This window comes from Allobosea sp. LjRoot90 (assembly GCF_964254315.1).
Classification (GTDB): Bacteria; Pseudomonadota; Alphaproteobacteria; order Rhizobiales; family Beijerinckiaceae; genus Allobosea.
This window is the reverse complement of sequence record NZ_CAXUTF020000001.1, coordinates 648,908-671,695: the sequence shown is the minus strand read 5'-3', so window position 1 is coordinate 671,695 and position 22,788 is coordinate 648,908. Positions and strand designations below refer to the sequence as shown.

At 66.0% G+C, this 22,788-nt stretch carries 18 protein-coding genes; 5 read left to right on the top strand and 13 right to left on the bottom strand.

Annotated features, from left to right (window positions below):
* Positions 1–12: 12 nt before the first annotated feature.
* From ACSQ3M_RS03265 to ACSQ3M_RS03240, 6 genes are all read right to left on the bottom strand, one after another.
* Complete coding sequence (locus ACSQ3M_RS03265) at positions 13–1,251, bottom strand: cysteine desulfurase (RefSeq protein WP_436148630.1); 1,239 nt, start codon at positions 1,249–1,251, stop codon at positions 13–15.
* Between the two features lies 1 nt (position 1,252).
* Positions 1,253–1,462 carry a tautomerase family protein gene (locus ACSQ3M_RS03260; RefSeq protein ID WP_436148629.1) on the bottom strand — a complete coding sequence of 70 codons (210 nt, stop codon included), beginning with the start codon at positions 1,460–1,462 and terminating at the stop codon, positions 1,253–1,255.
* Positions 1,462–2,811 carry a SufB/SufD family protein gene (locus tag ACSQ3M_RS03255; RefSeq protein WP_436148628.1) on the bottom strand — a complete coding sequence of 450 codons (1,350 nt, stop codon included), beginning with the start codon at positions 2,809–2,811 and terminating at the stop codon, positions 1,462–1,464. The genes ACSQ3M_RS03260 and ACSQ3M_RS03255 overlap by 1 nt, the downstream gene beginning before the upstream one ends.
* A complete protein-coding gene (sufC, locus tag ACSQ3M_RS03250; RefSeq protein WP_436148627.1) occupies positions 2,811–3,563 on the bottom strand; it encodes a Fe-S cluster assembly ATPase SufC in 753 nt (250 codons plus the stop codon). Before sufC ends, ACSQ3M_RS03255 begins: the two co-directional genes overlap by 1 nt.
* A 110-nt stretch (positions 3,564–3,673) precedes the next feature.
* Entirely contained in the window at positions 3,674–5,146 is a 1,473-nt protein-coding gene (gene sufB, locus ACSQ3M_RS03245; protein WP_436148626.1) for a Fe-S cluster assembly protein SufB, read from the bottom strand.
* A 60-nt stretch (positions 5,147–5,206) separates the two neighbouring features.
* Entirely contained in the window at positions 5,207–6,412 is a 1,206-nt protein-coding gene (locus tag ACSQ3M_RS03240; protein WP_436148625.1) for a cysteine desulfurase family protein, read from the bottom strand.
* Between the two features lie 292 nt (positions 6,413–6,704).
* Here ACSQ3M_RS03240 and ACSQ3M_RS03235 point away from each other — a divergent pair, with 292 nt between their 5' ends.
* Positions 6,705–7,376, top strand: a complete 672-nt coding sequence (locus ACSQ3M_RS03235) for an alpha/beta hydrolase (RefSeq protein ID WP_436148624.1) — start codon at positions 6,705–6,707, stop codon at positions 7,374–7,376.
* 10 nt (positions 7,377–7,386) lie between these two features.
* Here the strand turns inward: ACSQ3M_RS03235 and gcvA are convergent, their stop codons facing one another.
* Complete coding sequence (gcvA, locus tag ACSQ3M_RS03230; RefSeq protein ID WP_436148623.1) at positions 7,387–8,337, bottom strand: transcriptional regulator GcvA; 951 nt, start codon at positions 8,335–8,337, stop codon at positions 7,387–7,389.
* Here gcvA and ACSQ3M_RS03225 point away from each other — a divergent pair.
* Both ACSQ3M_RS03225 and tyrS read left to right on the top strand, forming a co-directional pair.
* Positions 8,336–8,686, top strand: a complete 351-nt coding sequence (locus tag ACSQ3M_RS03225; protein ID WP_436148622.1) for a DUF1127 domain-containing protein — start codon at positions 8,336–8,338, stop codon at positions 8,684–8,686. The two genes, gcvA and ACSQ3M_RS03225, sit on opposite strands and share 2 nt — an antisense overlap.
* Before the next feature lie 94 nt (positions 8,687–8,780).
* Positions 8,781–10,031 (top strand): tyrosine--tRNA ligase, encoded by a 1,251-nt coding sequence (tyrS, locus tag ACSQ3M_RS03220; RefSeq protein WP_436148621.1) that lies wholly within the window; start codon positions 8,781–8,783, stop codon positions 10,029–10,031.
* A gap of 70 nt (positions 10,032–10,101) precedes the next feature.
* Here tyrS and ACSQ3M_RS03215 read toward each other — a convergent pair whose 3' ends face one another.
* Entirely contained in the window at positions 10,102–13,509 is a 3,408-nt protein-coding gene (locus ACSQ3M_RS03215; RefSeq protein ID WP_436148620.1) for a hypothetical protein, read from the bottom strand.
* 293 nt (positions 13,510–13,802) lie between these two features.
* Between ACSQ3M_RS03215 and ACSQ3M_RS03210 the strand changes: the two genes are divergently transcribed.
* Both ACSQ3M_RS03210 and ACSQ3M_RS03205 read left to right on the top strand, forming a co-directional pair.
* The gene (locus tag ACSQ3M_RS03210; RefSeq protein WP_436148619.1) at positions 13,803–14,267 is read left to right on the top strand and encodes a peroxiredoxin; all 465 of its coding nucleotides are present in this window, start codon (positions 13,803–13,805) and stop codon (positions 14,265–14,267) included.
* Positions 14,268–14,415: 148 nt separating this feature from the next.
* Positions 14,416–15,693 (top strand): M23 family metallopeptidase, encoded by a 1,278-nt coding sequence (locus tag ACSQ3M_RS03205; RefSeq protein ID WP_436148618.1) that lies wholly within the window; start codon positions 14,416–14,418, stop codon positions 15,691–15,693.
* A gap of 96 nt (positions 15,694–15,789) precedes the next feature.
* Here the strand turns inward: ACSQ3M_RS03205 and ACSQ3M_RS03200 are convergent, their stop codons facing one another.
* The 5 genes from ACSQ3M_RS03200 to ACSQ3M_RS03180 form a co-directional block, all read right to left on the bottom strand.
* The gene (locus tag ACSQ3M_RS03200; protein WP_436148617.1) at positions 15,790–16,899 is read right to left on the bottom strand and encodes an SGNH/GDSL hydrolase family protein; all 1,110 of its coding nucleotides are present in this window, start codon (positions 16,897–16,899) and stop codon (positions 15,790–15,792) included.
* Positions 16,896–18,024 (bottom strand): peptide chain release factor 2 gene (gene prfB, locus ACSQ3M_RS03195; protein WP_436148616.1). Its coding sequence is split into 2 segments (ribosomal slippage): positions 16,896–17,954 and positions 17,956–18,024, totalling 1,128 coding nucleotides; the frame shifts between segments, so codons are not numbered across the junction. Before prfB ends, ACSQ3M_RS03200 begins: the two co-directional genes overlap by 4 nt.
* A 97-nt stretch (positions 18,025–18,121) precedes the next feature.
* Complete coding sequence (locus tag ACSQ3M_RS03190) at positions 18,122–18,343, bottom strand: hypothetical protein (RefSeq protein ID WP_436148615.1); 222 nt, start codon at positions 18,341–18,343, stop codon at positions 18,122–18,124.
* Between the two features lie 41 nt (positions 18,344–18,384).
* On the bottom strand, positions 18,385–20,832 hold the full coding sequence (locus ACSQ3M_RS03185) for a penicillin-binding protein 1A (protein WP_436148614.1): 2,448 nt from the start codon (positions 20,830–20,832) through the stop codon (positions 18,385–18,387).
* 155 nt (positions 20,833–20,987) lie between these two features.
* Positions 20,988–22,184 (bottom strand): N-acetylmuramoyl-L-alanine amidase, encoded by a 1,197-nt coding sequence (locus ACSQ3M_RS03180; protein WP_436148613.1) that lies wholly within the window; start codon positions 22,182–22,184, stop codon positions 20,988–20,990.
* Positions 22,185–22,788: the final 604 nt, after the last annotated feature.

Genomic DNA, 22,788 nt, shown 5'->3' with positions numbered 1-22,788 from the left:
CGAGGCGGAGCGTCACGAGAACAGCTCTTCCGCCTTGCGCAGGGCTTCCACCAATATATCGACTTCCTCCAGCGTATTGTAGAGGCCGAAGGACGCACGGCAGGTCGAGGTCACGCCATAGCGGGCGAGCAGTGGCATGGCGCAATGCGTGCCGGCCCTGACCGCGACGCCGGCCCGGTCGATCACCGTCGCGACGTCATGGGCATGGGCACCGGCGAGCTCGAAGGCGATGATCGCGCCCTTCTCCTTCGCCTTGCCGAAGATGCGGATCGAGTTCATCTCGCCGAGGCGCTGCATGGCATAGGCGTTGAGCCTGGCCTCATGCGCGGCAATGTTCTCGCGCCCGAGCGCCATCATGTACTCGAGCGCGGCGCCGAGACCCACTGCCTCGACGATCGCGGGGGTCCCCGCCTCGAACCGGTGCGGCGGGTCGTTATAGACGATCGCATCCTCGCTAACGGTCGCGATCATCTCGCCACCGCCCTCATAGGGCGGCAGCTTCTCGAGCCATTCGCGCTTGCCCCAGAGAATGCCGGAACCGGTCGGCCCATAGGTCTTGTGGCCGGTGAAGGCGTAGAAATCGCAGCCCAGGGCCTGGACGTCGACCGGCAGGTGCACCGCGCTCTGCGAGCCATCGACGACCAGCGGGATGCGATAGGCCTGGCAGATCTTCGCGACCTCGGCGATCGGGACGATGGTGCCGATCGCGTTCGACATATGGGTCAGAGACACGACCTTGGTGCGCGGCGTGATCAGCTTCTCGAATTCCTCGATGAGGAAATTGCCGTCCTCGTCGACCGGCGCCCATTTGATCACAGCGCCATGCCGTTCGCGCCAATAGTGCCAGGGCACGATGTTGGAGTGGTGCTCGAGGATCGAGAGGATGATCTCGTCGCCCTCCTGAATCTTGAGATACTGCCCGAGCGAGGAGGCGACCGTGTTCAGCGCCCCGGTCGAGGAGCGGGTGAACAGCACCTCTTCGATATGCGCGGCGTTGAGGAAGCGCCGGGCGCTCTCGCGTGCCGCCTCATAGGCCTCGGTCGAGGCGTTGGCGAGGTAGTGCAGGCCGCGATGGACATTGGCGTAGTCCTCGCGCATCAGCCGCGTCATCGCCTCGATCACCGCTTCGGGCTTCTGCGCCGAGGCGGCGTTGTCGAGATAGACCAGCGGCTTGCCGTAGACCTCACGCGAGAGGATCGCGAAGTCCTTGCGGATCGTCTCGACGTCGTAGGGCTTGGCGATCGCGTTCATCTCAGGCCTTTCCGGCAGGCTGGGCGGGCCGGTCGGCGACAAGCGTGCCGGCATGCCCCCAATCCTCGCGCTCGATCTCCTGGATCACGATATGGGTGCTCTGCGGGTTCTTGCCGAGCACGCGGACGAGCGTCTGCGTGAACTCCTTGACGATCTCGGCCTTCTGCTCGCGTGTCGCGCCTTTGGTGATCTGCAGGTTGACGTAGGGCATCAGGCCGCTCCGAGCTTGGGTGCGCCATCGCGCTGGCCGAGCCAGCAGTCGATCTCGCGGCTGACGATCTCGCGAACGCCCTCGTCACCAACCAGGTCGGAGACCTCACCGACGAAGGCGGCGAGTACCAGCGCCTCGGCCTGCGGCCGCGGCAGCCCGCGCGCCATCAGGTAGAAGAGCTGCTCGGCATCGATCTGCGCCACGGTCGCGCCATGGCCGCAGACCACGTCGTCGGCGAAGATCTCGAGCTCCGGCTTGTTGAACATGGTGGCGCCGTCGTTCAGCAGAAGCGCGTGGCTCTTCATGCTGCCGTCGACCTTTTGCGAGTGCTGACGGACGATGACCTTGCCCTGGAAGACGCCGGTGCCCTCGCCCTCGATGATGGTCTTGAACAGCTCGCGGCTCTCGCCATGGGCTGCCGCGTGGTCCATCACCAGCGTGACGTCGGAATGCTCCTGCTTGCGCAGCAGGTTAATGCCGCGCAGTGCCGCACGAGTGTGCTCGCCGCCATAGCGCAGGAAACTCTGCTGGCGCAGCACGCCGCAATTCACGGCGACCGCAACCGAGTCGAACGAGACATGCGCGCCAAGCTCGGCGAGCAGCGACTGAACCTGGACCGTCTCGGCGCGCTGGCGGGTGACCATGCGCACATGCTCGACCTCGGCGCCGTCGCCGATGACGAAGGCGGTGGCATGGTTGAGCTGGACCGGCGCCGCGCCAACGCCTTCGTGTAGTTCGACGATCGTGACCTTGGCGCCGGCACCGACCTTGATCAGCGAGCGCGAGATGATCGCTGCCTCGCTTTCACCCGAGCCGAGCGCGAGCAGCACGAGCGGCTGGTCGAACTCGGTCCCGGGCGCGATCTCGATCACCACGCCGTCCTGAGCGAAGGCAGAGTTGAGCATCAGGGCGCTGTCGTCGCGCGCCACTTCAGGCACGGCGAAAGCGGCCGCGATCTCGTCCGGCGTCTCGGTCAGCGCCTCGGCGAGGCTGCGCGCCGTGATCCCGGCAGGCAGGCCTTGCAGATCGGAATCGGCAGCGCTGAACAGGCCATCAATGGTGACGAAGCGCCGGCCGGCGATGGTCTGCAGCGCCAGCCGGTCGGCGATCGCCTGCGGCCGTGCCGGGCGACGCGCCAGCGGCATCGCCTCGCGCACCAGATTGCGCAGATCGGTATAGCGCCAGGATTCGAGCCGGCGATGCGGCAGGCCCTTGGCCTCGAAGCCGGCGAAGGCGTCTTCGCGCAGCTTGCGCATCGCGCCGGCGCCCGGCAGCTCAGCCTTGATGCTGGCGAACTGCTCGGCGAGCTGCTGCTCGGCCGCGGTCTTGAGCGGGGTGATAAGCGCCATCACGCCGCCTCGGCATAGGCGGCGTAGCCGCTCTTCTCGAGCTCAAGCGCCAGTTCCTTGCCGCCGGTCTTCACGATCCGGCCCTTCGACATCACGTGCACGGTGTCGGGCACGATATGATCGAGCAGGCGCTGATAGTGGGTGATGACGAGGAAGCCGCGATTCTGGGCCCGCAGCGCGTTGACGCCGTCGGCGACGATGCGCAGCGCGTCGATGTCGAGGCCGGAATCGGTTTCGTCGAGAATGCACATCGACGGCGCCAGCAGCGCCATCTGCAGAATCTCCATGCGCTTCTTTTCACCGCCGGAGAAACCGACATTGAGCGGCCGGCGCAGCATCTCGCGGTCGATACTCAAGCTGTCGGCGGCAGCGTTGACCTGCCTGATGAACTCCGGCGTCAGCAATTCGGCCTCGCCGCGCGCCTTGCGCTGGGCGTTCATCGCCGCCTTGAGGAAGGTCATGGTGGCGACGCCCGGGATCTCCAGCGGGTACTGGAAGGCGAGGAAGATGCCAGCGGCGGCGCGGGCATCGGCCTCCATCTCCAGCAGGTTCTCGCCATTGAGCAGGATCTCGCCGTCGAGGACCTCATAGTCCTCCTTGCCGGCGATGACGTAGCTCAGCGTCGACTTGCCGGAGCCGTTCGGCCCCATGATCGCAGCGACCTCGCCGGCGTTCACGGTGAGGTTGAGGCCGTTGAGGATCTGCTTGTCCTCGTCGGCGATCTTAACGACCAGATTGCGAATTTCGAGCATAGTTCAGAGTTCCATTCTGCTGGAGATGGTCGGATCAGGCCCAACCATGACGCGGTTCACCCTGGCGTCATGCCCGGGCTTGACCCGGGCATCTCGGAAACGATCGGGCGTCAGCCCACGGAGCCTTCAAGGGAAATCGTGATCAGCTTCTGCGCCTCGACGGCGAACTCCATCGGGAGCTGCTGCAGCACCTCCTTGACGAAGCCGTTGACGATCAGCGCCACCGCCTCCTCCTCGGAGAGGCCGCGCTGCTGGCAATAGAACATCTGGTCCTCGCCGATCTTCGACGTGGTCGCCTCGTGCTCGAAAATCGCGGTCGCGGTCTTGGCCTCGATATAGGGGATGGTGTGGGCGCCGCACTGGTCGCCGATCAGCAGCGAGTCGCAATTGGTGAAGTTGCGCGCGTTCGTCGCCTTGCGGTGGGCCGAGACCATGCCGCGATAGGTCGAGTCGGATTTGCCCGCCGCGATGCCCTTGGCGATGATCTTCGACGTCGTGTTCTTGCCGAGATGCAGCATCTTCGTGCCGCTATCGACCTGCTGCGCCCCGTTCGACACCGCGATCGAGTAGAACTCGCCACGCGAGCCGTCGCCGCGCAGGATGCAGGACGGGTACTTCCAGGTGATCGCCGAGCCGGTTTCGACCTGCGTCCACGAGATCTTCGAGTTCTTGCCACGGCAATCGCCGCGCTTGGTCACGAAGTTGTAGATGCCGCCCTTGCCCTCGGAATCGCCCGGATACCAGTTCTGCACGGTCGAGTACTTGATCTCGGCATCGTCGAGCGCGATCAGCTCGACCACCGCCGCATGCAGCTGGTTCTCGTCGCGCTTGGGCGCCGTGCAGCCTTCGAGATAACTCACATAGGAGCCCTCGTCGGCAATGATCAGCGTGCGCTCGAACTGGCCGGTATTCTGCTCGTTGATGCGGAAATAGGTCGACAGCTCCATCGGGCAGCGCACGCCCTTGGGGATGTAGACGAAGGAGCCGTCGGTGAAGACGGCGCAGTTCAGCGTGGCGAAATAATTGTCGGTCACCGGCACGACGGTCGCCAGGTACTTCCGCACCAGCTCGGGGTGCTCCTGGATCGCATCCGAGATCGAGCAGAAGATCACGCCGGCCTGTGCCAGCTCCTTCTTGAAGGTGGTGACAACCGAGACCGAGTCGAACACCGCATCGACCGCGACCCGGTTCTCGGGTGCGACGCCGGCCAGAATCTCCTGCTCGCGCAAGGGGATACCGAGCTTCTTGTAGGTTTCGAGGATCGCCGGATCGACCTCGTCGAGCGATTGCGGCGAGGCGCCGCTCTTCGGCGCGGCGTAGTAATAGATGTCCTGGTAGTTGATCGGCGGGTAGTTGACGCGCGACCAGGTCGGCTCGGTCATCGTCTTCCAGCGCCGGAAGGCGTCGAGCCGCCATTCCAGCATCCAGGCCGGCTCGTTCTTGCGCGCCGAGATATAGCGCACCGTGTCTTCGGTCAGGCCCTTGGCGGGCTTGTCCATCTCGATCTCGGTGACGAAACCGTATTTGTACTCGGTCACGTCGATCGACTTGACCTGATCGATGGTCTCCTGGACCGCTGCCATCTCTACACTCCTGTCGCGGGTTCAAGGCCCGCCGGTTCGGTCTTGCTCTTGCGGATGGCCTCAGGCGGCTGCCTGAACCTTCCGGTTCGGGTTCGCGGCCAGCGCCTTCGCATAGGCCGCGATAAACTGGTCGATGTCTGCCTCGCAGGTGGTCCATCCGAGCGAGGCGCGCAAGGCCCCTTCGCTCATGACAGGGTCGACGCCCATGGCTGACAGGACGTGCGAGCGCCTGACCTTGCCGGACGAGCAGGCCGAGCCCGAAGACAAAGCGACGCCGGCGAGATCGAGCATGATCAGCGCCGTCTCGGCCTTGATGCCGGGCGAGGCGAAGGCGGAGGTATTGGGCAGGCGCAGAGCCTTGCCACCGAACACCACCGTATCGGGCGCCAGCGCCACGAGTTGGGTTTCAAGCCGGTCACGCAAGGCAGCCAGACGGGTCGCCTCAGCCGCAAGCGCCCTGCCTGCTTCATCTGCGGCGACGCCGAAGCCGACGATGCCCGGCAGGTTCTCGGTGCCGGCGCGCCAGCCGCGCTCCTGACCGCCGCCACGCAAGGGCTTGTCGGCGAGTTCGAGAGCGCCGGTCCGGAAGACGATAGCGCCGACGCCCTTGGGGCCACCGATCTTGTGGGCGGACAGCGTCAGAGCATCGGCGCCCAAGGCATTGATATCGATTGCGATCTTGCCAGCGGCCTGGACCGCGTCGGAATGCACGAGTGCGCCATGGCGCTTGGCGATGCCGACGATCTCGGCGATCGGCTGCACCACGCCGGTCTCGTTATTGGCGAAATGGACCGAGACCAGCGCGCGTTCAGCGGGGCACTCGACTCCAAATCGCGACAGCCGTGTATCGAGCCAGCCGAGATCGACGAGCCCCTCGCCATCGACCGGGATCACCTCGACCTGGCCGGCCGGGAAACGGTGGCCGTCGCGCACGCAAGGATGCTCGCTGGCGCTGTGCAGCAGCAGCGTCACCGGCGCCCGCACGCAATCGCGCGCGCCGCTGCAATCGCTGAGGCCAGGAGACAGGATCGTCGCATTGGCTTCGGTGCCGCCGCTGGTGAAAACGACATTGCTCGCCTTCGCGCCGACGAGCGAGGCGACCTGCTCGCGCGCCTGTTCGATTGCGCCACGCGCCGCACGGCCCTCACTATGGACGGAAGACGGGTTGCCCGGCATCTGCAACGCGCGCAGCATCGCCTCGGCCACGGCCGGGCGAACCGGCGTCGTGGCGTTATGGTCGAGATAGCTGCGGGTCGTCGCAAACACCTGCGCTTTTGCTCCGCTCCGGAGGGCTTGCCCGAAGACGCGGCACGAAATGCTTGAAATCGCACCCCTGCGCCGTGCTATAGCCGCCCGTCCGAGCCGCGATGAACCGGAACAGTAAGCGACATCCGCTTGCACGTTCCAGTTTTGTTCACGGCCGTTAGAACCATTCTAAGTGCCTGATGTAGGGCGCGAGCGGCGGGGTCGTCAAGGGTGGAACGGGTAGTTGGCAGCCGCATGGCCGCTTTCGGCCCGATTCACCGGCGGCTTTCGTCCAGCAAGAGGCGGGATCAGAATGCCTGAGGTAATTTTCAACGGACCGGCCGGCCGGATCGAGGGCCGTTACCAGCCCGCCAAGAAGCGTGGCGCGCCCCTGGCGATCATCCTGCACCCGCACCCGCAGTTCGGCGGGACGATGAACAACCAGATCGTCTACAACCTGTTCTATACCTTCGTGAACCGCGGCTTCTCGGCCCTGCGCTTCAATTTCCGCGGCGTCGGCCGCAGCCAGGGCCAGTTCGACCACGGCGCCGGCGAGCTCTCGGACGCGGCCGCCGCCCTCGACTGGATGCAGGCGCTGAACCCCGAGGCGAAGAGCTGCTGGATCACCGGCGTCTCCTTCGGCGCCTGGATCGGCATGCAGCTCCTGATGCGCCGCCCCGAGATCGAGGGTTTCATGTCGATCGCGGCGATGGCGAACCGCTACGACTTCTCCTTCCTCGCCCCCTGCCCGTCCTCCGGCCTGTTCGTGCACGGCTCTGAGGATCGCGTCGCTCCGGTCAAGGAGGTGATGGCGGTAATCGAGAAGGTGAAGACCCAGAAGGGCATCCAGATCGAGCACGTCGTGATCGAGGGCGCCAACCACTTCTTCGACGGCCGCGTCGAGCAGCTGATGGAGCAGGTCAGCGTCTATCTCGACCGCAAGGTCGGCCCCGAGATCCTGAAGAGCGAGCAGGAAAAGGCCTGAGCCGCCTGGCTCACGCTGATGGGTGGATCAAGCCCCGGCTCGCGGCCATGAAGGGCAGCGTCATCTCTGCTGCCCGCGCCTCCGCCAGTATCCAGTCCCGGAACAGCCTGATCTTGCGCTCGCGCTGGCGTTCCACCGGATAGACGACCCAGTAGGCCCATTGGTCGCGTATGGCGTGCTCCACCGCGAAGACGAGCCGCCCGGCCGCGATATCGTAGGCGAAGAGCTCGGGCACGGCCATCGCGACGCCGTGCCCGCGCATCGCGGCCTGGACGTTCATCGCCTGCATCTCCAGCGACATCGCCCGCCCGCCCTGCTCGGGCCGGTCAAGGCCGAGATCGGCGAACCAGACCTTCCAGGACGTCTCGTCGGGACTGAGCAACGGCGCGCGCAGCAGATCGGCCGCCTCGCGCAGTTGCAGCCGGTCGCGCAGTTCGGGGGCACAGAGCGGCGCATAGTGGCAGGCGAACAGCTTCTCCGCCGCGACACCTGGCCATGAGCCCGGCCCATAGCGCACGGCAAGATCAACAGCCTCGGTGGCGAAGTCGACGAGATGCTGCGAAGTCCGGACGCGCACGGCGAACTGCGAGTTCTCGATCTGGAATTGAGCCAATCGCGGTGACAGCCAGTTGATCGCCATCGTCTGCAGCGAGGAGATCGTCAGGACCGTCTGGTTTGCCTCGCAGATGTCGCGGAACACCGTCCCGATATCGGCGAGCGCCTTGCCCACCGGCCCTGCGAGCCGTTGACCGATCGCCGTCAGCACGACCTGGCGCGGTTGGCGCACGAACAGCGCAGCTCCGACGCGATCCTCCAGCAGCCGGATCTGATAGCTCACGGCAGCCTGCGTCATGCCGAGTTCCTCGGCGGCGCGGGTGAAATTCTGGTGGCGCGCCGCAGCCTCGAAAACGCGGACCGCGGCGAGGGGCGGAAGCTTCGGCGGCGGCGGAGGCACGGGCATGCCAAAGCATAAGCTCTCTTTATGGCAGATGACAATCTTCAGCTTTGTCGCCCTGCCCCGCCTGGCCCAGATTCACCTCACATCAGCGGGCACTGCCGCCTGCTCCACCGAGGATCGAATCATGACCTGCCTTTCGCAAACCGTGCCGCTCGCCCCACGCGGCGGTGCTTCCCTCCTGCACGGCCTGCTGGCGCTCTGGCAGCGCCACGCGAGCGGCGCTCGCACGCGTTACCCTCTCGCGACGCTGGACGATCGCGCGCTCCGCGACCTTGGGCTCACACGCGAAGTCCTGGAGCCACCGCACCGCAGCATCCGCGCCGGACTATGGCTCGATCGCATTCCCGGATGAGACCCGCGGCGGTTCCGCCGCAAAACCGGTTTCCACTTTGGCGGAACATGCTCTAGACGACGGCGAGACGATAAAGAGCAGATCCCAGGCCGCCATGACCGCCTTCAAATCCGATTTCCTGCGCGCGCTCGACGAGCGCGGCCTCATCCATCAGGTCTCCAACCCGGAGGAGCTGGACGCGCTCTGCCGACAGGGGCCGCAGACCGCCTATGTCGGCTATGACGCGACCGCGACCAGCCTGCACATCGGCAATCTGATCTCGGTCACCATGCTCTACTGGTTCCAGGAGACCGGGCATCGGCCGATCACGCTGATGGGCGGCGGCACCTCGATGGTCGGCGATCCGTCCTTCCGCGACGACCAGCGCAAGCTTCTCTCCATCGAGGAAATCAACGCCAATATCGAGAGCATCAAGAAGGTCTATTCGCGCATCCTGCGCTATGGCGACGGCCCGACCGATGCGCTGATGGTGAATAACGCCGACTGGCTGCTCAAGCTCAACTATGTCGAGTTCCTGCGCGAGGTCGGCCGGCACTTCTCGGTCAACCGCATGCTGTCCTTCGACTCGGTCAAGCTGCGGCTCGATCGCGAGCAATCGCTGTCCTTCCTCGAATTCAACTACATGATCATGCAGGGCTACGACTTCGTCGAGCTCAACCGCCGCTATGGTTGCCGCCTGCAGATGGGCGGCTCCGATCAGTGGGGCAACATCATCAACGGCGTCGACCTTTCGCACCGCATGGACGGCAAGCAGCTGTTCGCGCTGACCACGCCGCTGCTGACCACCTCCTCCGGCGCCAAGATGGGCAAGACCGCCAGCGGCGCCGTTTGGCTCAATGGCGACCTCTTCAGCCCCTATGAGTTCTGGCAGTATTTCCGCAACACCGAGGACGCCGATGTCGGCCGCTTCCTCAAGGTGTTCACCCGCCTGCCGCTCGCAGAGATCGCCAGGCTCGCGGCGCTCGGCGGCTCGGAGGTCAACGAAGCCAAGAAGGTGCTCGCAACCGAGGCGACCGCGCTGCTGCATGGCCGCGAGGCGGCTGAAGCCGCGGCCGAGACCGCCCGCAAGACCTTCGAGGAAGGCGGGGCCGCCCACGACCTGCCGAGCGTCGAGGTGCCGTCAGCCGAGCTCAAGGCCGGGGTCGGCGTGCTCAACGCCTTCGTCACCGCCGGTCTCGTGCCTTCGACCGGCGAGGCCCGCCGCCAGATCAAGGCCGGCGGCCTGCGCGTCAACGATGCCCAGGTCAGCGACGAGCGCGCGACGCTGTCGCCGGCCGACCTGGTCGACGGCGCGATCAAGCTCTCCTTCGGCAAGAAGAAGCACGTCCTGCTGCGGCCGGTCTGACGGACGCCCATCGCCAGGCAAGAGATGGTTTGAGCGCCCGGCTTGCAACGCAAGCTGGGCGCTTCTGCATCTAGCGTTCCGCGGCACTCGGCGCGGGTAATCTGGCGCCCGGACGCGGCTGTTCCAATGGCCCGCCGCCGAGCGGATCGACGAAGCGGCGCAGGATGCCGGGTGCGATCGCCGAGAGCGGGTTCACGGTCATCGTCGGCTGGCTGGCCGAGCCCGAGACGCGGAAATTCACCGCGAACAGGCCGCCATACTGCCCGCCGCCAAGGATCATGCCGACCACGGGCACCTGGGCGAAGGCGTTGTTGAACGCATAGCCCGGCACGAAAGTGCCGCCTATGTCGACACGGTCGCGGCCATAGTCGACGCTGCCCTGGATGGTGAAGCCGACCTGCTGGCCCCACAGCACCGCGTCGCTGACATCGATCCGGCTGGCACTGCGCACGAATTCCGCCCGTAGCTTGGTGAAGGCGACATCACTCGCATCGATGCGCGCAGCCGGCGCTCCGGTGCTGTCGAGCGCGTTCGGCGTCTGGGAGCCCGGTGGGCCGACGACGCGGCGCAAGGCCGGCTCGTCCCGCACAGTGAAATTGCGCAGGAGCAGCTCGCCAGGCTGGCGCCCTTCGCCGGCCCCGAGCTGCAGGACCAGGTCGCCGCCATAGGCGCGGCGATAGAGGTCGAGGAAGCGCAGCGTGGCGCCCCCGTTCTCCGACTGCATGACCAGTTGGCCGGCGCCATCGCCCTGCTTGGCCTGCTTGATCGAGAGATCGGCCTTGCCGATGCGGCCTTGATAGGCGACCGAGCGCAGCGTCCCGTTCCGACGCGAGAGCTTGAGCTGCGAATTGCCGAGCGCCTCATTGTTGAAACCGGTCAGGATCGGCACGTCGAGATCGAGATCGAAATCCGGGCCCGATGCAGCGCTCTGGCCGCCGCGCGCGCCGCGGGTCGGAGCTGCCGGCGCGTCGAACAGGTCGCGGATGAAAGGCCTTGCATCGAGCACGGCCCCGCGCACCGAAAGCTTGGTCACATTGCCGTCGCGGCCGATCTCGACCTTTGTCAGATTGTCGCCGGCCGACAGGCGCAATTGCGAGAAGCTCGCGCTCTCGAATGTGTTCTGCTTGGTCAGCGAGATCCGCCCCTTGGCCAGCAGCGGCGCACTCTCGATCGTCAGGTCTTCGAGATCCGGGCCATCGTCGTCGACGACATAGGTGAAAGCTGCCTTGCCGGCCCGGCCCGCAGGCTTGCTCACGCCTGGTACGCCTGAATCGATCGCGGCCTTGGTCAGGTCGACCTCGACCCGCGGCGGCGCCTCCGGGGTCTTGCCCAGCGGCTTGATCACCTTGAGCTGCACCGGCCCGCTGATGCCGGTCTCGGGGCCGAAGCCCCGCCGCTTGAGCGCGGCGTTGTCGAGGCTAAGCGAGACGGTCGCCTCGCCCTGCCCCTTGGCGTTCTGCTTGAGTTCGATCGGCGCCTTGTCGCCGCCGACCTTGCCCTCACCCTTGATCGAAAGCTGACCACGATCATAGACCAGGGCCAGATTGGCGCCGTCGAGCTTCTCGCCGCCGAGCAGGTTGTCGGAAGCGACATTGGACAGGGTGCCGCTGCTGCGGATCACGACGTCGGCGAATTGCAGGTCGTTGACGAGCGGCAAGGAGAGCTGGCTGGTCAGATCGACTGCCCCACGCAGCGCCCCCGGCTCGATCTTGAGCGGCGAGAATTCGCGCAGGGACGGGAAGTTGAGGAGAGCGACCAGCGCATCGGCGGAGCCCGTCGACTTGAAGCTCATCCGCGCCTGCGGCCGATCCGCCCAGGTGTCGGACATGGCGAAGGTGCCTTCGCTCAATGTCAGCTTGCGACCGTCGCCGAGTTCGGCCGTGGCTTGCGAAATCACGAGGTCGACAGTGCGGCCGGTCGTCGAACCCACGACACGCGCATCGGTGAGGAGCGGCAGGCCCGGATTGGGCAGGAAGCTGACCTGAGAGGCCTTCAGCTTCACGGCGACGGCGTCTTCGTCCATGCCCTTGCCGCTCGACAGCCGCATGTTTGCTTCCGGCGACATCGTCACCTTGACGTCGATCTCCTCGACCCGCCCGCTCTGTACCATCTCCGACAGGGCAGCGTGCAGCCCCGGCGAAGTCACCGCCGGCCAGACCGCGAGCGCGGCCCGCATATCGGTGTCGACGGCCCTGATCTGGAACTGATGCGAGTTCTGCTCGTCGCGTCGGCGCGCCACGCCCGAGCCTTCGGCGTTGATCAGCGGCCCCTTGATCGAAAGCTGCCCGAGCCGGATCTCGCCCGCACCGGGATCGACATCGAGCTGCGTGCGCAGCGCCGAGATCGCGACGGCGGCATCCTTGCCGATGCCGGCAACCTGCCCGGCTCCGTCCAGGGCCAGCCGCCAGATGCCACCCTCGTTCCGCGCCTGCCCGCTGCCGGCAAGCTTCGTCTCACCGGCCTGGAGTTCGGCAGTGGCGACCTTGATCGTCTTGAGGCCGTCCTCGCTGGTGAAGTCGAGCTTCGCCCCTTGCACCGCGATCGGGTCGAGCCCGGCATTGTGGACACGGACAACGCCCGGCGCGACGGTCAGCCCCGCCGTGAGCTTACGCTCACCGTTGCCTGCCTGGGTCAGCGAAATCTTGCCGCTGAGCGCCATGCCATCCAGCGCGACCATGGCATTACCGAAGGCGAGTGCCACGGCCTCGGCCGGCTCGAAACGCTGGATATCGATGGTCGCGCTGCGCGTTCCGTCGGGAGCGTTCGACAGGTCGATGGCCAGTTCCTTCCAGCGCGGCCCGATCCGCCCCTTCATCGACAGGCGGGCCTGCCCGCCGCCGAACCGCTCCAATCTGACGTCGACGTCTTCAAGGCCGGATCGTTGCCGCCCGGCCGGATCGATCAGCGTGACACGCGCTCCACCAATGCCGGCGACCTCGAGCGAGCCGAGCAGGCCTTCGTTCGAGACCAGTGCGCCGATCGCATTCATGGCGCCGGCGAAAGCGTCCCAGTCGACCGGATCACCGGCCACGGGTGTCTTCGATACCTGCTCCGGCTGGGCATCCTGCTCCAGCAGCAACGATCCGTCCTGCCTGACACCGAGCCGGATATTGACGCCGCGCAGGTCGAGCGAGACCAGGCGGATATTGCCGCGGAGCAGCGCCATCGCGTCGTAGCCGAGGACAGCCTCCGGCGCCCGGAACGATGCCCCACCGGCATGCCGGAACGACACCTCGCGAACCCGCAAGCGCGAACGGCCGTCGACACGATCGAGCTCGGCCTGCGCGGCCGTGACCTTCCAGTTCGGCCCGAGCCGCTCCTCGATGGCGGTGGAGATGCGGCCTTCGAGCCCTGAAAGGGGGATGAAGCCGCTGACCAGCAAGGCGGCCGCGACAAAACCGAGGGTCACCACCGCAACGCAAACGGCCACTGCAATGGTGACGATACCGCGCCAGGCGCGTTTCGCTACGGCGGCCACCTCCTGGCATTCCGCCGCGGAAGTCGCGCCAGATGCGGAAGTAACACTGATCTTGCTGTTCTCGGTCAAACGGAAACGCTTCTTGTCTTGCTGCTCGAATCGTGCGGATCGATGTAACGGCTCCGGCGGCGGGCCGCCTTGCTGTCCGCATGATGCGCCTGATCCCGGGAGCGGTACAGCAACACGCAAGCTAGCTGATTCGTTCCGGGCGGTTCTGGTCTGTGGTCTGAGCCGGCTTGTCGCAGGCGGCTTGCCCGGCCCTTGCACGTGATCGAGACCAAAGGAAGGCGAAGATGGCGTTGAACGAAGGCATTGCGGCCCCGGACTTCACCTTGTCGACGGATGGCGGCGGCTCGCTCACACTCTCCAGCCTGCTCGGCGGCAAGGTCGTGCTCTACGCCTACCCGCAGGACGACACGCAAAGCTGCACCAACGAGGCGCTCTCCTTCGACGCACTGCGCGAGGAATTCGCTGCTGCGGGCGCCACAGTGATCGGCATCTCGCCCGATTCGGTGAAGCGCCACGACAAGTTCAAACAGAAGTACGGGCTGCACCTCACTCTGGTTTCGGACGAGGAGCGCAAGGCAATCGAGGCCTACGGCCTCTGGGTCGAGAAGCAGATGTACGGACGTCAGTATATGGGGGTCGAGCGCAGTACTTTCCTGATCGATGCGACGGGCAGGATCGCTCGCGTCTGGGCCAAGGTCAGGGTCAAGGGCCATGCCGAGGAGGTGCTCGCCGCCGCCCGGGAACTCTGACGCTTACAGGCCGAAATCCTGCGAAATCGGCCGCGGTTTGCGATTGATTAACCCTAACGGGGTCTAATCGAACCATCGCAGCGTCAACTCGGTTTTGCGTATGATTCCCTCGGATTCTCGTGCCCAAGCTCCTGGCCCCGCACTCCCGGTGACCGGGATCCTGTCCCGCCGCAGCTTCACGATCAGCCGCTCGACCGCGCTGTTCGGCCTGAGCCTGCTGGCGCTGACCACCGCATGGAGTGGGGCCACGAGCTGGTACATCCTGCGCAAGGACGATCTCGCCGCACGGCTGATCACTCGCGAGACCTCGCGCCAATACGCTTATGAGGACCGGATCGCGGCGCTGCGCGCCGATGTCGATCGGCTCGCTAGCCGTGCCTTGCTCGATCAGGACGGGGTCGAGGCCCGCGTCGGCGAGATCGCCACGCGCCAGGCCGAGCTTGAATCGCGGCAGTCCCTGGTCAACGCCGTTGCCGAGAGTCTGCAATCGGCCGGCATCGGCGTGTCGCAGGCCGCGAAGAACCCGCTGCGCCAGCGCATGATCAAGCCCGAGGAGCCGATCCGTGCCTCCGGCGTCACCAGCTTCGCGCCTTTCGCCTCCGGCAAGCCGACACCGGCGCCGGAGACCCTGCCGCTGCGCGGCGCCGACGACCGTCCGGCCCCCTGGCAATCGGGCGAGGCCGAGGAGCCTGTGCCGCCAGCCAAGCGTGTCGCCGGGGCGCTGATCCAGCTCGATCAATCGATCGAGCGCAGCTCGGCCGCCCAGCTTGCAGCCCTGCGCGACATCGACCGGACCCTCGGCGAAACCCAGAAGACGCTGCGCGGCGCGCTCGCGGAAACCAGGCTGGACACAGACAAGCTCGCAGCGGCGAGCTCTGTCGCAAAGGGTGTCGGTGGACCGCTCGTCCCCCTCAACATCGATCCTGCCGCCGGCCCCTTCGAGGCGACACTGAGTTCGTTGCAGCCCCGCATAGCGACTGTATTCAACCTGCGTGGCCTCGCCGAACGGTTGCCGCTGAACAGGCCGCTCGACGGAGAGCTCGAGCTGAGCTCCAATTATGGCTACCGCGCCGATCCCTTTACGCGTGGGGCCGCTCTGCACACCGGCATGGACCTGCGCGCTGAGCACGGAGCGCCGGTACGCGCCACGGGCCCGGGAAAAGTCGTGACCGCCGAGTATTCGGGTGGCTACGGCAACATGGTCGAGATCGAGCACGCAAACGGCCTGACCACACGCTACGCTCACATGTCGGCGATCCTGGTCAGCCTGGGGCAGACGGTGGCCAGCGGAACCCTCGTCGGCCGCGTCGGCTCGACTGGCCGCTCGACCGGGCCGCATTTGCACTACGAAACCCGTCTCGACGGCGACCCGATCGATCCCAACCGTTTCCTGCGCGCCGGCAACAAGCTCGCCGGCCGGGTCTGAGGCTCACGTCCTCAGGAGTAGTTTTCCAAGCTCAATCATCTTCACAGATCGCCGAAACACTTACGCGCAGCGATCTGTTTTGATTCGTGAATCAGTTCAACGCAAGGCTTCGGCGATGGCGGCGGCTGCGACCTGATGGCCGTACTCGTTCCAGTGCGCGTCGGCCTGGAACTCGAAGCGCTTGCCAGCCCTGGCCCATTCGGCGGCGAAAACCGGATGCAGGTCGAGGAAAGCGATACCGTGCTTGCCGGCCATCTCGGCGGCGATCCGGTTGAGCTTCAGCGCCGGGCTGTCGGCCCGGCCGGCATAGATCGCCTCGCGATCGCCATCCATAACGATCTGGAGCTTTGCCCCGATCGCGTCAGCGCGGGCCTTTAGCCGGCCGAACAGGTAATCCGTCGCGATGCGGATATCGGCCTCCTGCGCCAACACGCTCGCCACGTCGATATTGGCCGCAAAGCCGTCCTCGCCCGCGGCCCTGGCCGGACCGAGGATCGCATCGACCAGCGCCTGTGGCCTGACCTGCCAGCGATAGAGCAGGAAGCGGGCCGTCGCGCTCTGGCGGACGAATTCGAGCCAGCCGGCGCGCCAGGGCTCGGGCGTGACCTCGCCGACGACCTTGCCGCCTTCGATCTTCAGCTTGAGGAAGCTCGAGGTGTAGCGCCCCGGCTTGAAGGCGAAGCTCTCGTCGAAATCATTATGGACCAGGTTGACGACGATCCGATCGGGCCGCCGCGGCACGACCTCGCGCTCGATCATCTGCAGATACTGGCTGAGCGGAGCGCCGGCGACCCCGAAGCGCTGAATCTCGACCGGCCCCGCGACAGCCAGCTTGGCGCCAACCGCTTCGGCATAACTCTTGTCGAACGGCACCTGCAGCGCCTCGACGAAACTGTCGCCGACGAAGGCGATGCGGGTGACGCCGGGCTTGCGCTCGACCGGGTAGTCCGGCAGCGGCGAGTTCCAGCCCTGCGCATTGATCCGATAAGGCGCCGCGATCTCGTCGCGCACGCGCCAAACGCCGTTCTGCCCCGGCTGGTAGCGCACCACCTCGTTGACGAATGCATTGCGCGGCACATCGCTCGCCGGCAGCACGAAGCGGAACAGCACGAGCTCGCAGAACAGCAGGAAGACGACGACGCTGCCGACCGAGACCGCGAGATTGATCAGGATCTCGCGGCCGCGGGAGCGTTTGCCCCCGCTCAATCGAGGTCCTCGACTTCGACGGTCGTGCCATAGACGCGCTGCGCCAGCGACGCCTCCATGAACGGGTCGAGTTCGCCATCGAGCACGTCGGCCGGCGCCGTCGAGGCGACGCCCGTGCGCAGATCCTTCACCAGCTGATAGGGCTGCAGCACATAGGAGCGGATCTGATGGCCCCAGCCGATGTCGGTCTTGGAGGCCTGCTCGGCATTCGCCTTGTCTTCGCGCTTCTTCAGCTCAACCTCGTAGAGGCGGGCGCGCAGCATGTCCCAGGCCTTGGCCCGGTTCTTGTGCTGCGAGCGCTCCTGCTGGCAGGTCACTGCGATCCCGGTCGGGATATGGGTGATGCGCACCGCCGAGTCGGTCGTGTTGATGTGCTGGCCACCGGCGCCCTGGGCCCGGTAGGTGTCGATCCGGCAGTCGGATTCCTTGACGTCGATGATGATCCGGTCGTCGACCACCGGATAGACCCAAACCGATGCAAAGGAGGTTTGCCGCCTTGCATTGGAGTCAAACGGCGAGATCCGCACCAGCCGGTGCACACCCGATTCCGTCTTCAGCCAGCCATAGGCATTGTGGCCCTTAAACTGCAGCGTCGCCGACTTGATGCCGGCCTGGTCGCCGTCCTGATAGTCGAGCACGTCGACCTTGAACTTTCGCCGCTCGCCCCAGCGCCGGTACATGCGCAGCAGCATCTCGGCCCAGTCCTGGCTCTCGGTGCCGCCAGCGCCGGGGTGGATCTCGACATAGGTGTCGAGCATGTCGGCCTCGCCCGAAAGCAGGGTCTCGACCTGCCGGCGCGCCGCCTCGACCTCGACCGCCTTGATCGCAGCCTCGCCCTCGGAGACGGTCGCCTCGTCGTCTTCCATCTCGCCGAGCTCGATCAGCGTCAGCGCATCGTCGAGATCGCGCTCGAGCTTGGCGATGCCGTTGATCTGATCCTCGAGCGAGGTTCGCTCGCGCATCAGCTTCTGAGCGGTCTCGGCGTCGTTCCAGAAATCCGGGCCTTCGGAGAGCGCGTTCAGCTCCGCCAGGCGTCGTTGTGCGACATCCCAGTCAAAGATGCCTCCTCAGCAGTCCGATCGACTGCTTGGCGTTGTCGAGTTGCGTCTGAATCTCTGGGCGCATGGAGCTGGATCGAAGTCCTGTACAAAAGGGGCTGTCCGGGCGCTGGCATAGAAAGGATGCGCGGCGCTGTAAATGCCCGGCCCTGAATGGCCGGCGCTCAGAAGCCGCAGGCGAGGCAATGGCGCCCGCCGTCATGGCGATATTCGGCTTTCCAGTAATGCGGGTCGTTGATGTCCGCGTAGTCGAGCCCCGCCGTCAGCGTGTAGCGTTTGCGAAAGGGTCGTTGGAGGATCACCAGCAGCTCGCAATGCGGAGGCCAGTCGGCGATCTCCGCGATCCGGTTGCCGCGCGCCAGTTCCGCCCGCAGGATATCCCGCAAAGGCGCGGCGAGCGCCGCCGCCCTGGCGGGAATGGGAGGGCTCAGTAGAGCCCGCCGGTGCCGGAGCCGACCGAGCGACCGCCCGCCGGAGCAACACTCATCGCCCCGCCCGTGCCGTCGGACGCGCCGATCACCGAATAGCTGTCCGGCGGCGCCGTGCCCGGCTTGAACGCTTCCAGGATACCGCCTTCGCCGCCGGCGCGCATGCCGGTACGCGGATCGACCCGGATCAGCTTGATGCCGGGCGGCACGCGGAATGGCGTCGCCGGCTTCTCCTTCAGCGCGACGGTCATGAAATCGCGGAAGATCGGTGCGGCATACTGGCCGGCGGTCGCCGAATTGCCGAGCGATTTCGGCTTGTCGAAGCCCATATAGACGCCGACGGCGAGATCGGGCGAGAAGCCGACGAACCAGACGTCCTTGGCGTCGTTGGTGGTGCCGGTCTTGCCGGCGAGCGGCTTGCCGACCGACTTGACCACCTGCGCCGTACCGGCGTTGACGACGCCTTCCAGCATCGAGACCATCTGGTAGGCGGTCAGCGGGTCGAGCACCTGCTCGCGATTATCGACCAGGCGCGGCTCGCGCTGGTTCGCCCATTTATCGGCCTCGCAGCCCTCGCAGGTGCGCTGGTCGTGCTTGTAGATCGTCGCGCCCCAGCGGTCCTGGATGCGGTCGATCAACGTCGGCCGGATGCGCTTGCCGCCATTGGCCAGCATCGAATAGGCCGCGGTCATCCGCATCACCGTGGTCTCGCCGGCGCCAAGCGACATCGAGAGAACCGGCAGCATATCGTCATAAATGCCGAAGCGGCGGGCATACTCCGCGATCAGCGGCATCCCGACATCCTTGGCGAGGCGCACCGTCATCAGGTTCTTCGAGAACTGGATGCCGTAGCGCAGCGTCCGCGGGCCGGTGAACTTGCCGTCATAGTTGCTCGGCGTCCACATGCCGAGGCCGCCACCCTGGTCGACCTCGATCGGCGCGTCGAGCACGATGCTGGACGGGGTGTAGCCATTGTCGAGCGCCGTCGCATAGACGAAGGGCTTGAACGACGAGCCCGGCTGGCGCAGCGCCTGCGTCGACCGGTTGAATTCCGACTGGTCATGCGAGAAGCCGCCGACCATGGCGAGCACGCGGCCCGAGAACGGGTCCATCACGGTGATGGCGCCATTGACCTCGGGCATCTGGCGCAGGCGGACCTGGCCAGGTTTGCCGTCGAGCGGCTCGACATAGACCACGTCGCCCGGCGCGACCGCCTGCGAGACGCGGGTGCGCCGCGTCCAGCGGATACCGTCCGGGCCGAGCGTCACCGTCTCGCGCTCCGGCCGGAGCTGGCCCGATGTCTCGCGCACCGGCTGCAAGCCGAGGCGCGCGCTGTCGCCGGCAACGTCGAGCACGACGGCGAGGCGCCAGGGCTTGACGTCGCCGAGCACCGGCAATTCGGCGATGGCGAGGCCCCATTCGCGGCTCGCCGCATCGATCTTCTGGATCGCGCCACGCCAGCCGCGCGCCTCGTCGAAGCGCACGAGACCATCGACCAGCGCCTTGCGCGCCATCAGCTGCATCTTGGGATCGACGGTGGCGCGTACCGAGAGCCCGCCCTCGAGCAGCTTCTTCTCGCCATAGCGATCCTGCAGCTCGCGCCGGATTTCCTCGGCGAAATAGCCGGCGGCGATCTGGTTCGGCGAGACCGTGCGCGGATTGACGCCGAGCGGCTGCTTCTTGGCAGCCTCCGCATCGGGCCGCTTGAGGAAGCCGTTCTCGGCCATGCGGTCGAGCACGTAGTTGCGGCGCTCGATCGCGCGCTCGCGGTTGCGGAACGGGTGCAGGTCGGTCGGCGCCTTCGGCAGCGCCGCGAGATAGGCCGCTTCCTGCGCGTTCAGCTCATGCACCGACTTGCCGAAATAGTTCAGCGCCGCCGCGGCGACACCATAGCTGCCCTGCCCCGGTGCCGGTGCGCCGAGATAGATCTCGTTGAGATAGAGCTCAAGGATCTTGTCCTTCGAGTAGGTCGACTCGATGCGCAGCGCGATCAGCGCCTCGCGGATCTTGCGCTCAATGCTCTGCTCGGAGCCGACCAGGAAGTTCTTCGCCACCTGCTGGGTGATGGTCGAGGCGCCCTGCGGCCGGCGGCCAGAAGCGCGATTGCGGAAGTTCGAGATCGCAGCGCGGGCGAGGCCCTCGGGGTCGACGCCGAAATGCTTGTAGAAGTTCTTGTCCTCGGCCGAGAGGAAAGCGTCGATGATCAGCTTCGGCACTGCCTGGATCGGCAAATAGAGCCGGCGCTCCCTGGCGAACTCGGCGATCAGGCTGCCGTCGCCGGCATGGACGCGGCTCATCACCGGCGGCTCGTAATTCCGCAGCTGCGCCGAATCGGGCAGGTCTTTGGAGTAGTGCCAGATCACGCCGGCTGCGCCTGCGACACCGATGACGAACAGGATCGTACCGGCGGCGAACGCCCATCCGAAAAGGCGCAATATGAACCGCATCGAGAAATTTGACCTCGGCTAACGGCAGCGGCGGCGCCCTCCCCCGTTGGCGTCGCGCCGTGCCCGGCTAATCTTGAACTCGTCTCTATATCATGGCGGACATGGCGGAACCGTGGCTTTACGACCACAAATCGCCATCTTCGACCACTCCACCGTCAAGGCTTGCTCTGCGCAGCCTTGCCCGGTGTCTGCAGGCGTTCGAAATACTGGTCGATCGCCTGCTGGACAGCCGCCGAGGCCTGGTTGCGCCAGCCCTCGGAATTCAACAACTCGGCATCCTTGGGGCTCGACATGTAGCCGAGCTCGATCAGAACCGACGGCACATCGGGAGCGGTCAATACGCGAAAACCTGCGGAACGCAACGGAACCTTGTGCATCTTGACCGAGCCGCCGAGCCGCTCGACCAGATTTCGCGCGAAGATCGTCGAGAAGCTGCGGGTCTCGCGCTTGGCGAGATCCATCAGAATGCCGGCGACATCATGCACGTCCTCGCTCGAATCGAGGCCGGCGACGGCATCCGCCTGGTTTTCCTTTGCCGCCAGCCGCGCCGCTTCGGCATCGCTCGCGCGCTCCGAGCCGGTATAGATGGTGGCGCCGCGCACATCCTGCGCTTGTGCCAGCGAATCGGCATGGATCGAGATGAACAGGCTGGCCTCGACTCCCCGCGCGATACGGACACGGTCGCCCAGCGAGATGAAGGTATCGTCCGAGCGGGTCATGATCACCCGGTAGCGCCCTTGCGCCTCGAGCTGCTCCTTCAGCTTCAGCCCGAAGGCGAGCACGACCGCCTTCTCGGCGATCGCAGCAACCTGGGTGCCGGGATCGATACCGCCATGGCCAGGGTCGATCACCACGATGCGGCGCGAATCGCCCTCGGCCTTGCGTTCGACCGGGATGCTCGGCAGCTGTGCCTTGGCGGCTTCTTCCCGGGCGAGAGCGACGAACTCCTCGCGGCTCGTGCGCTTCAGCTCGATGGTGAGCTCGCCAAAGCCGCCGCGCTGCGGCTTGACGGAGACGCTCGCCACCATGGCTGGCTGCGCAAGGTCGAGGATGATGCGGGCACGGTCGGCCATGAACAGGCCGTAGCGGAAACCGGAGACGAAACCGGCCGATTTGCGGCCCTGCTTCGGCTCGATCTGGAAATTGATCGACGGCAGGTCGACGATGACGCGATCCGGGCCCGCCATCACGGTCGCGCTCGCGGTCACCGGTCGCGACAATGTCAACGTCAACCGGACCGTATCGCCCTGAGCTTCGATGCGCGCATCGGTGGCGACGGGAGAATCGCTGGCGCCGCGGCCGCTGTTCGCCGCCACAGTGGTCGCAAGCAGGCAGCCCAGCGCCGCGGTCACGACAAAATGCCGCGCCAGCATGGCGATTCGGCCGATGCACGCCACAGAAAGGCGAAGCCCGTGCAGCAGGAGAAAGCTCCTCGATTCGCTTGCTCGACGCTTAACGAAGGTTAACCATAGCGCCGCCATTCGTTGACAACCCGTTACCATGCGGGCGTAGCGCCGGGAACCGCCCGCCAAAACTTGGCCACTGTTAACGCGCTTGCAAAAATGCATCGCCTGTCTGTAATGGAGATGGTTGCAACGCGAAGGCTACCGCAGCGCACAAGCTGGGCCATTGGCCCGCCCGCGCCCTGCGAATTGGCCGAACGACCGGATCGGTTAAACCGATCCGCGCCGGCGCGGAGGCAGCCAACAACGGAATCGTCCGCGGACGAGCCTGCGCCAGGCAGCAATCGGCGCCGGTCTTCTTGTCCGCGAGCGTGTCAAACGCGGTGTGCCTCGTTCTAGAGGTGCGCTGTAGGTCAAAGGTCAGATGTCGGGGCAAACGACGCCGCTTTCCCTTTCGGTGTTTCGTCGAGACCTTTCAGGTGGCGACGGGCTTTTTGCCCGCCCCGCCGCTCGCTCCCGTCGTCGTCTCTTGATCGAATTCCTTCCCCTGCAA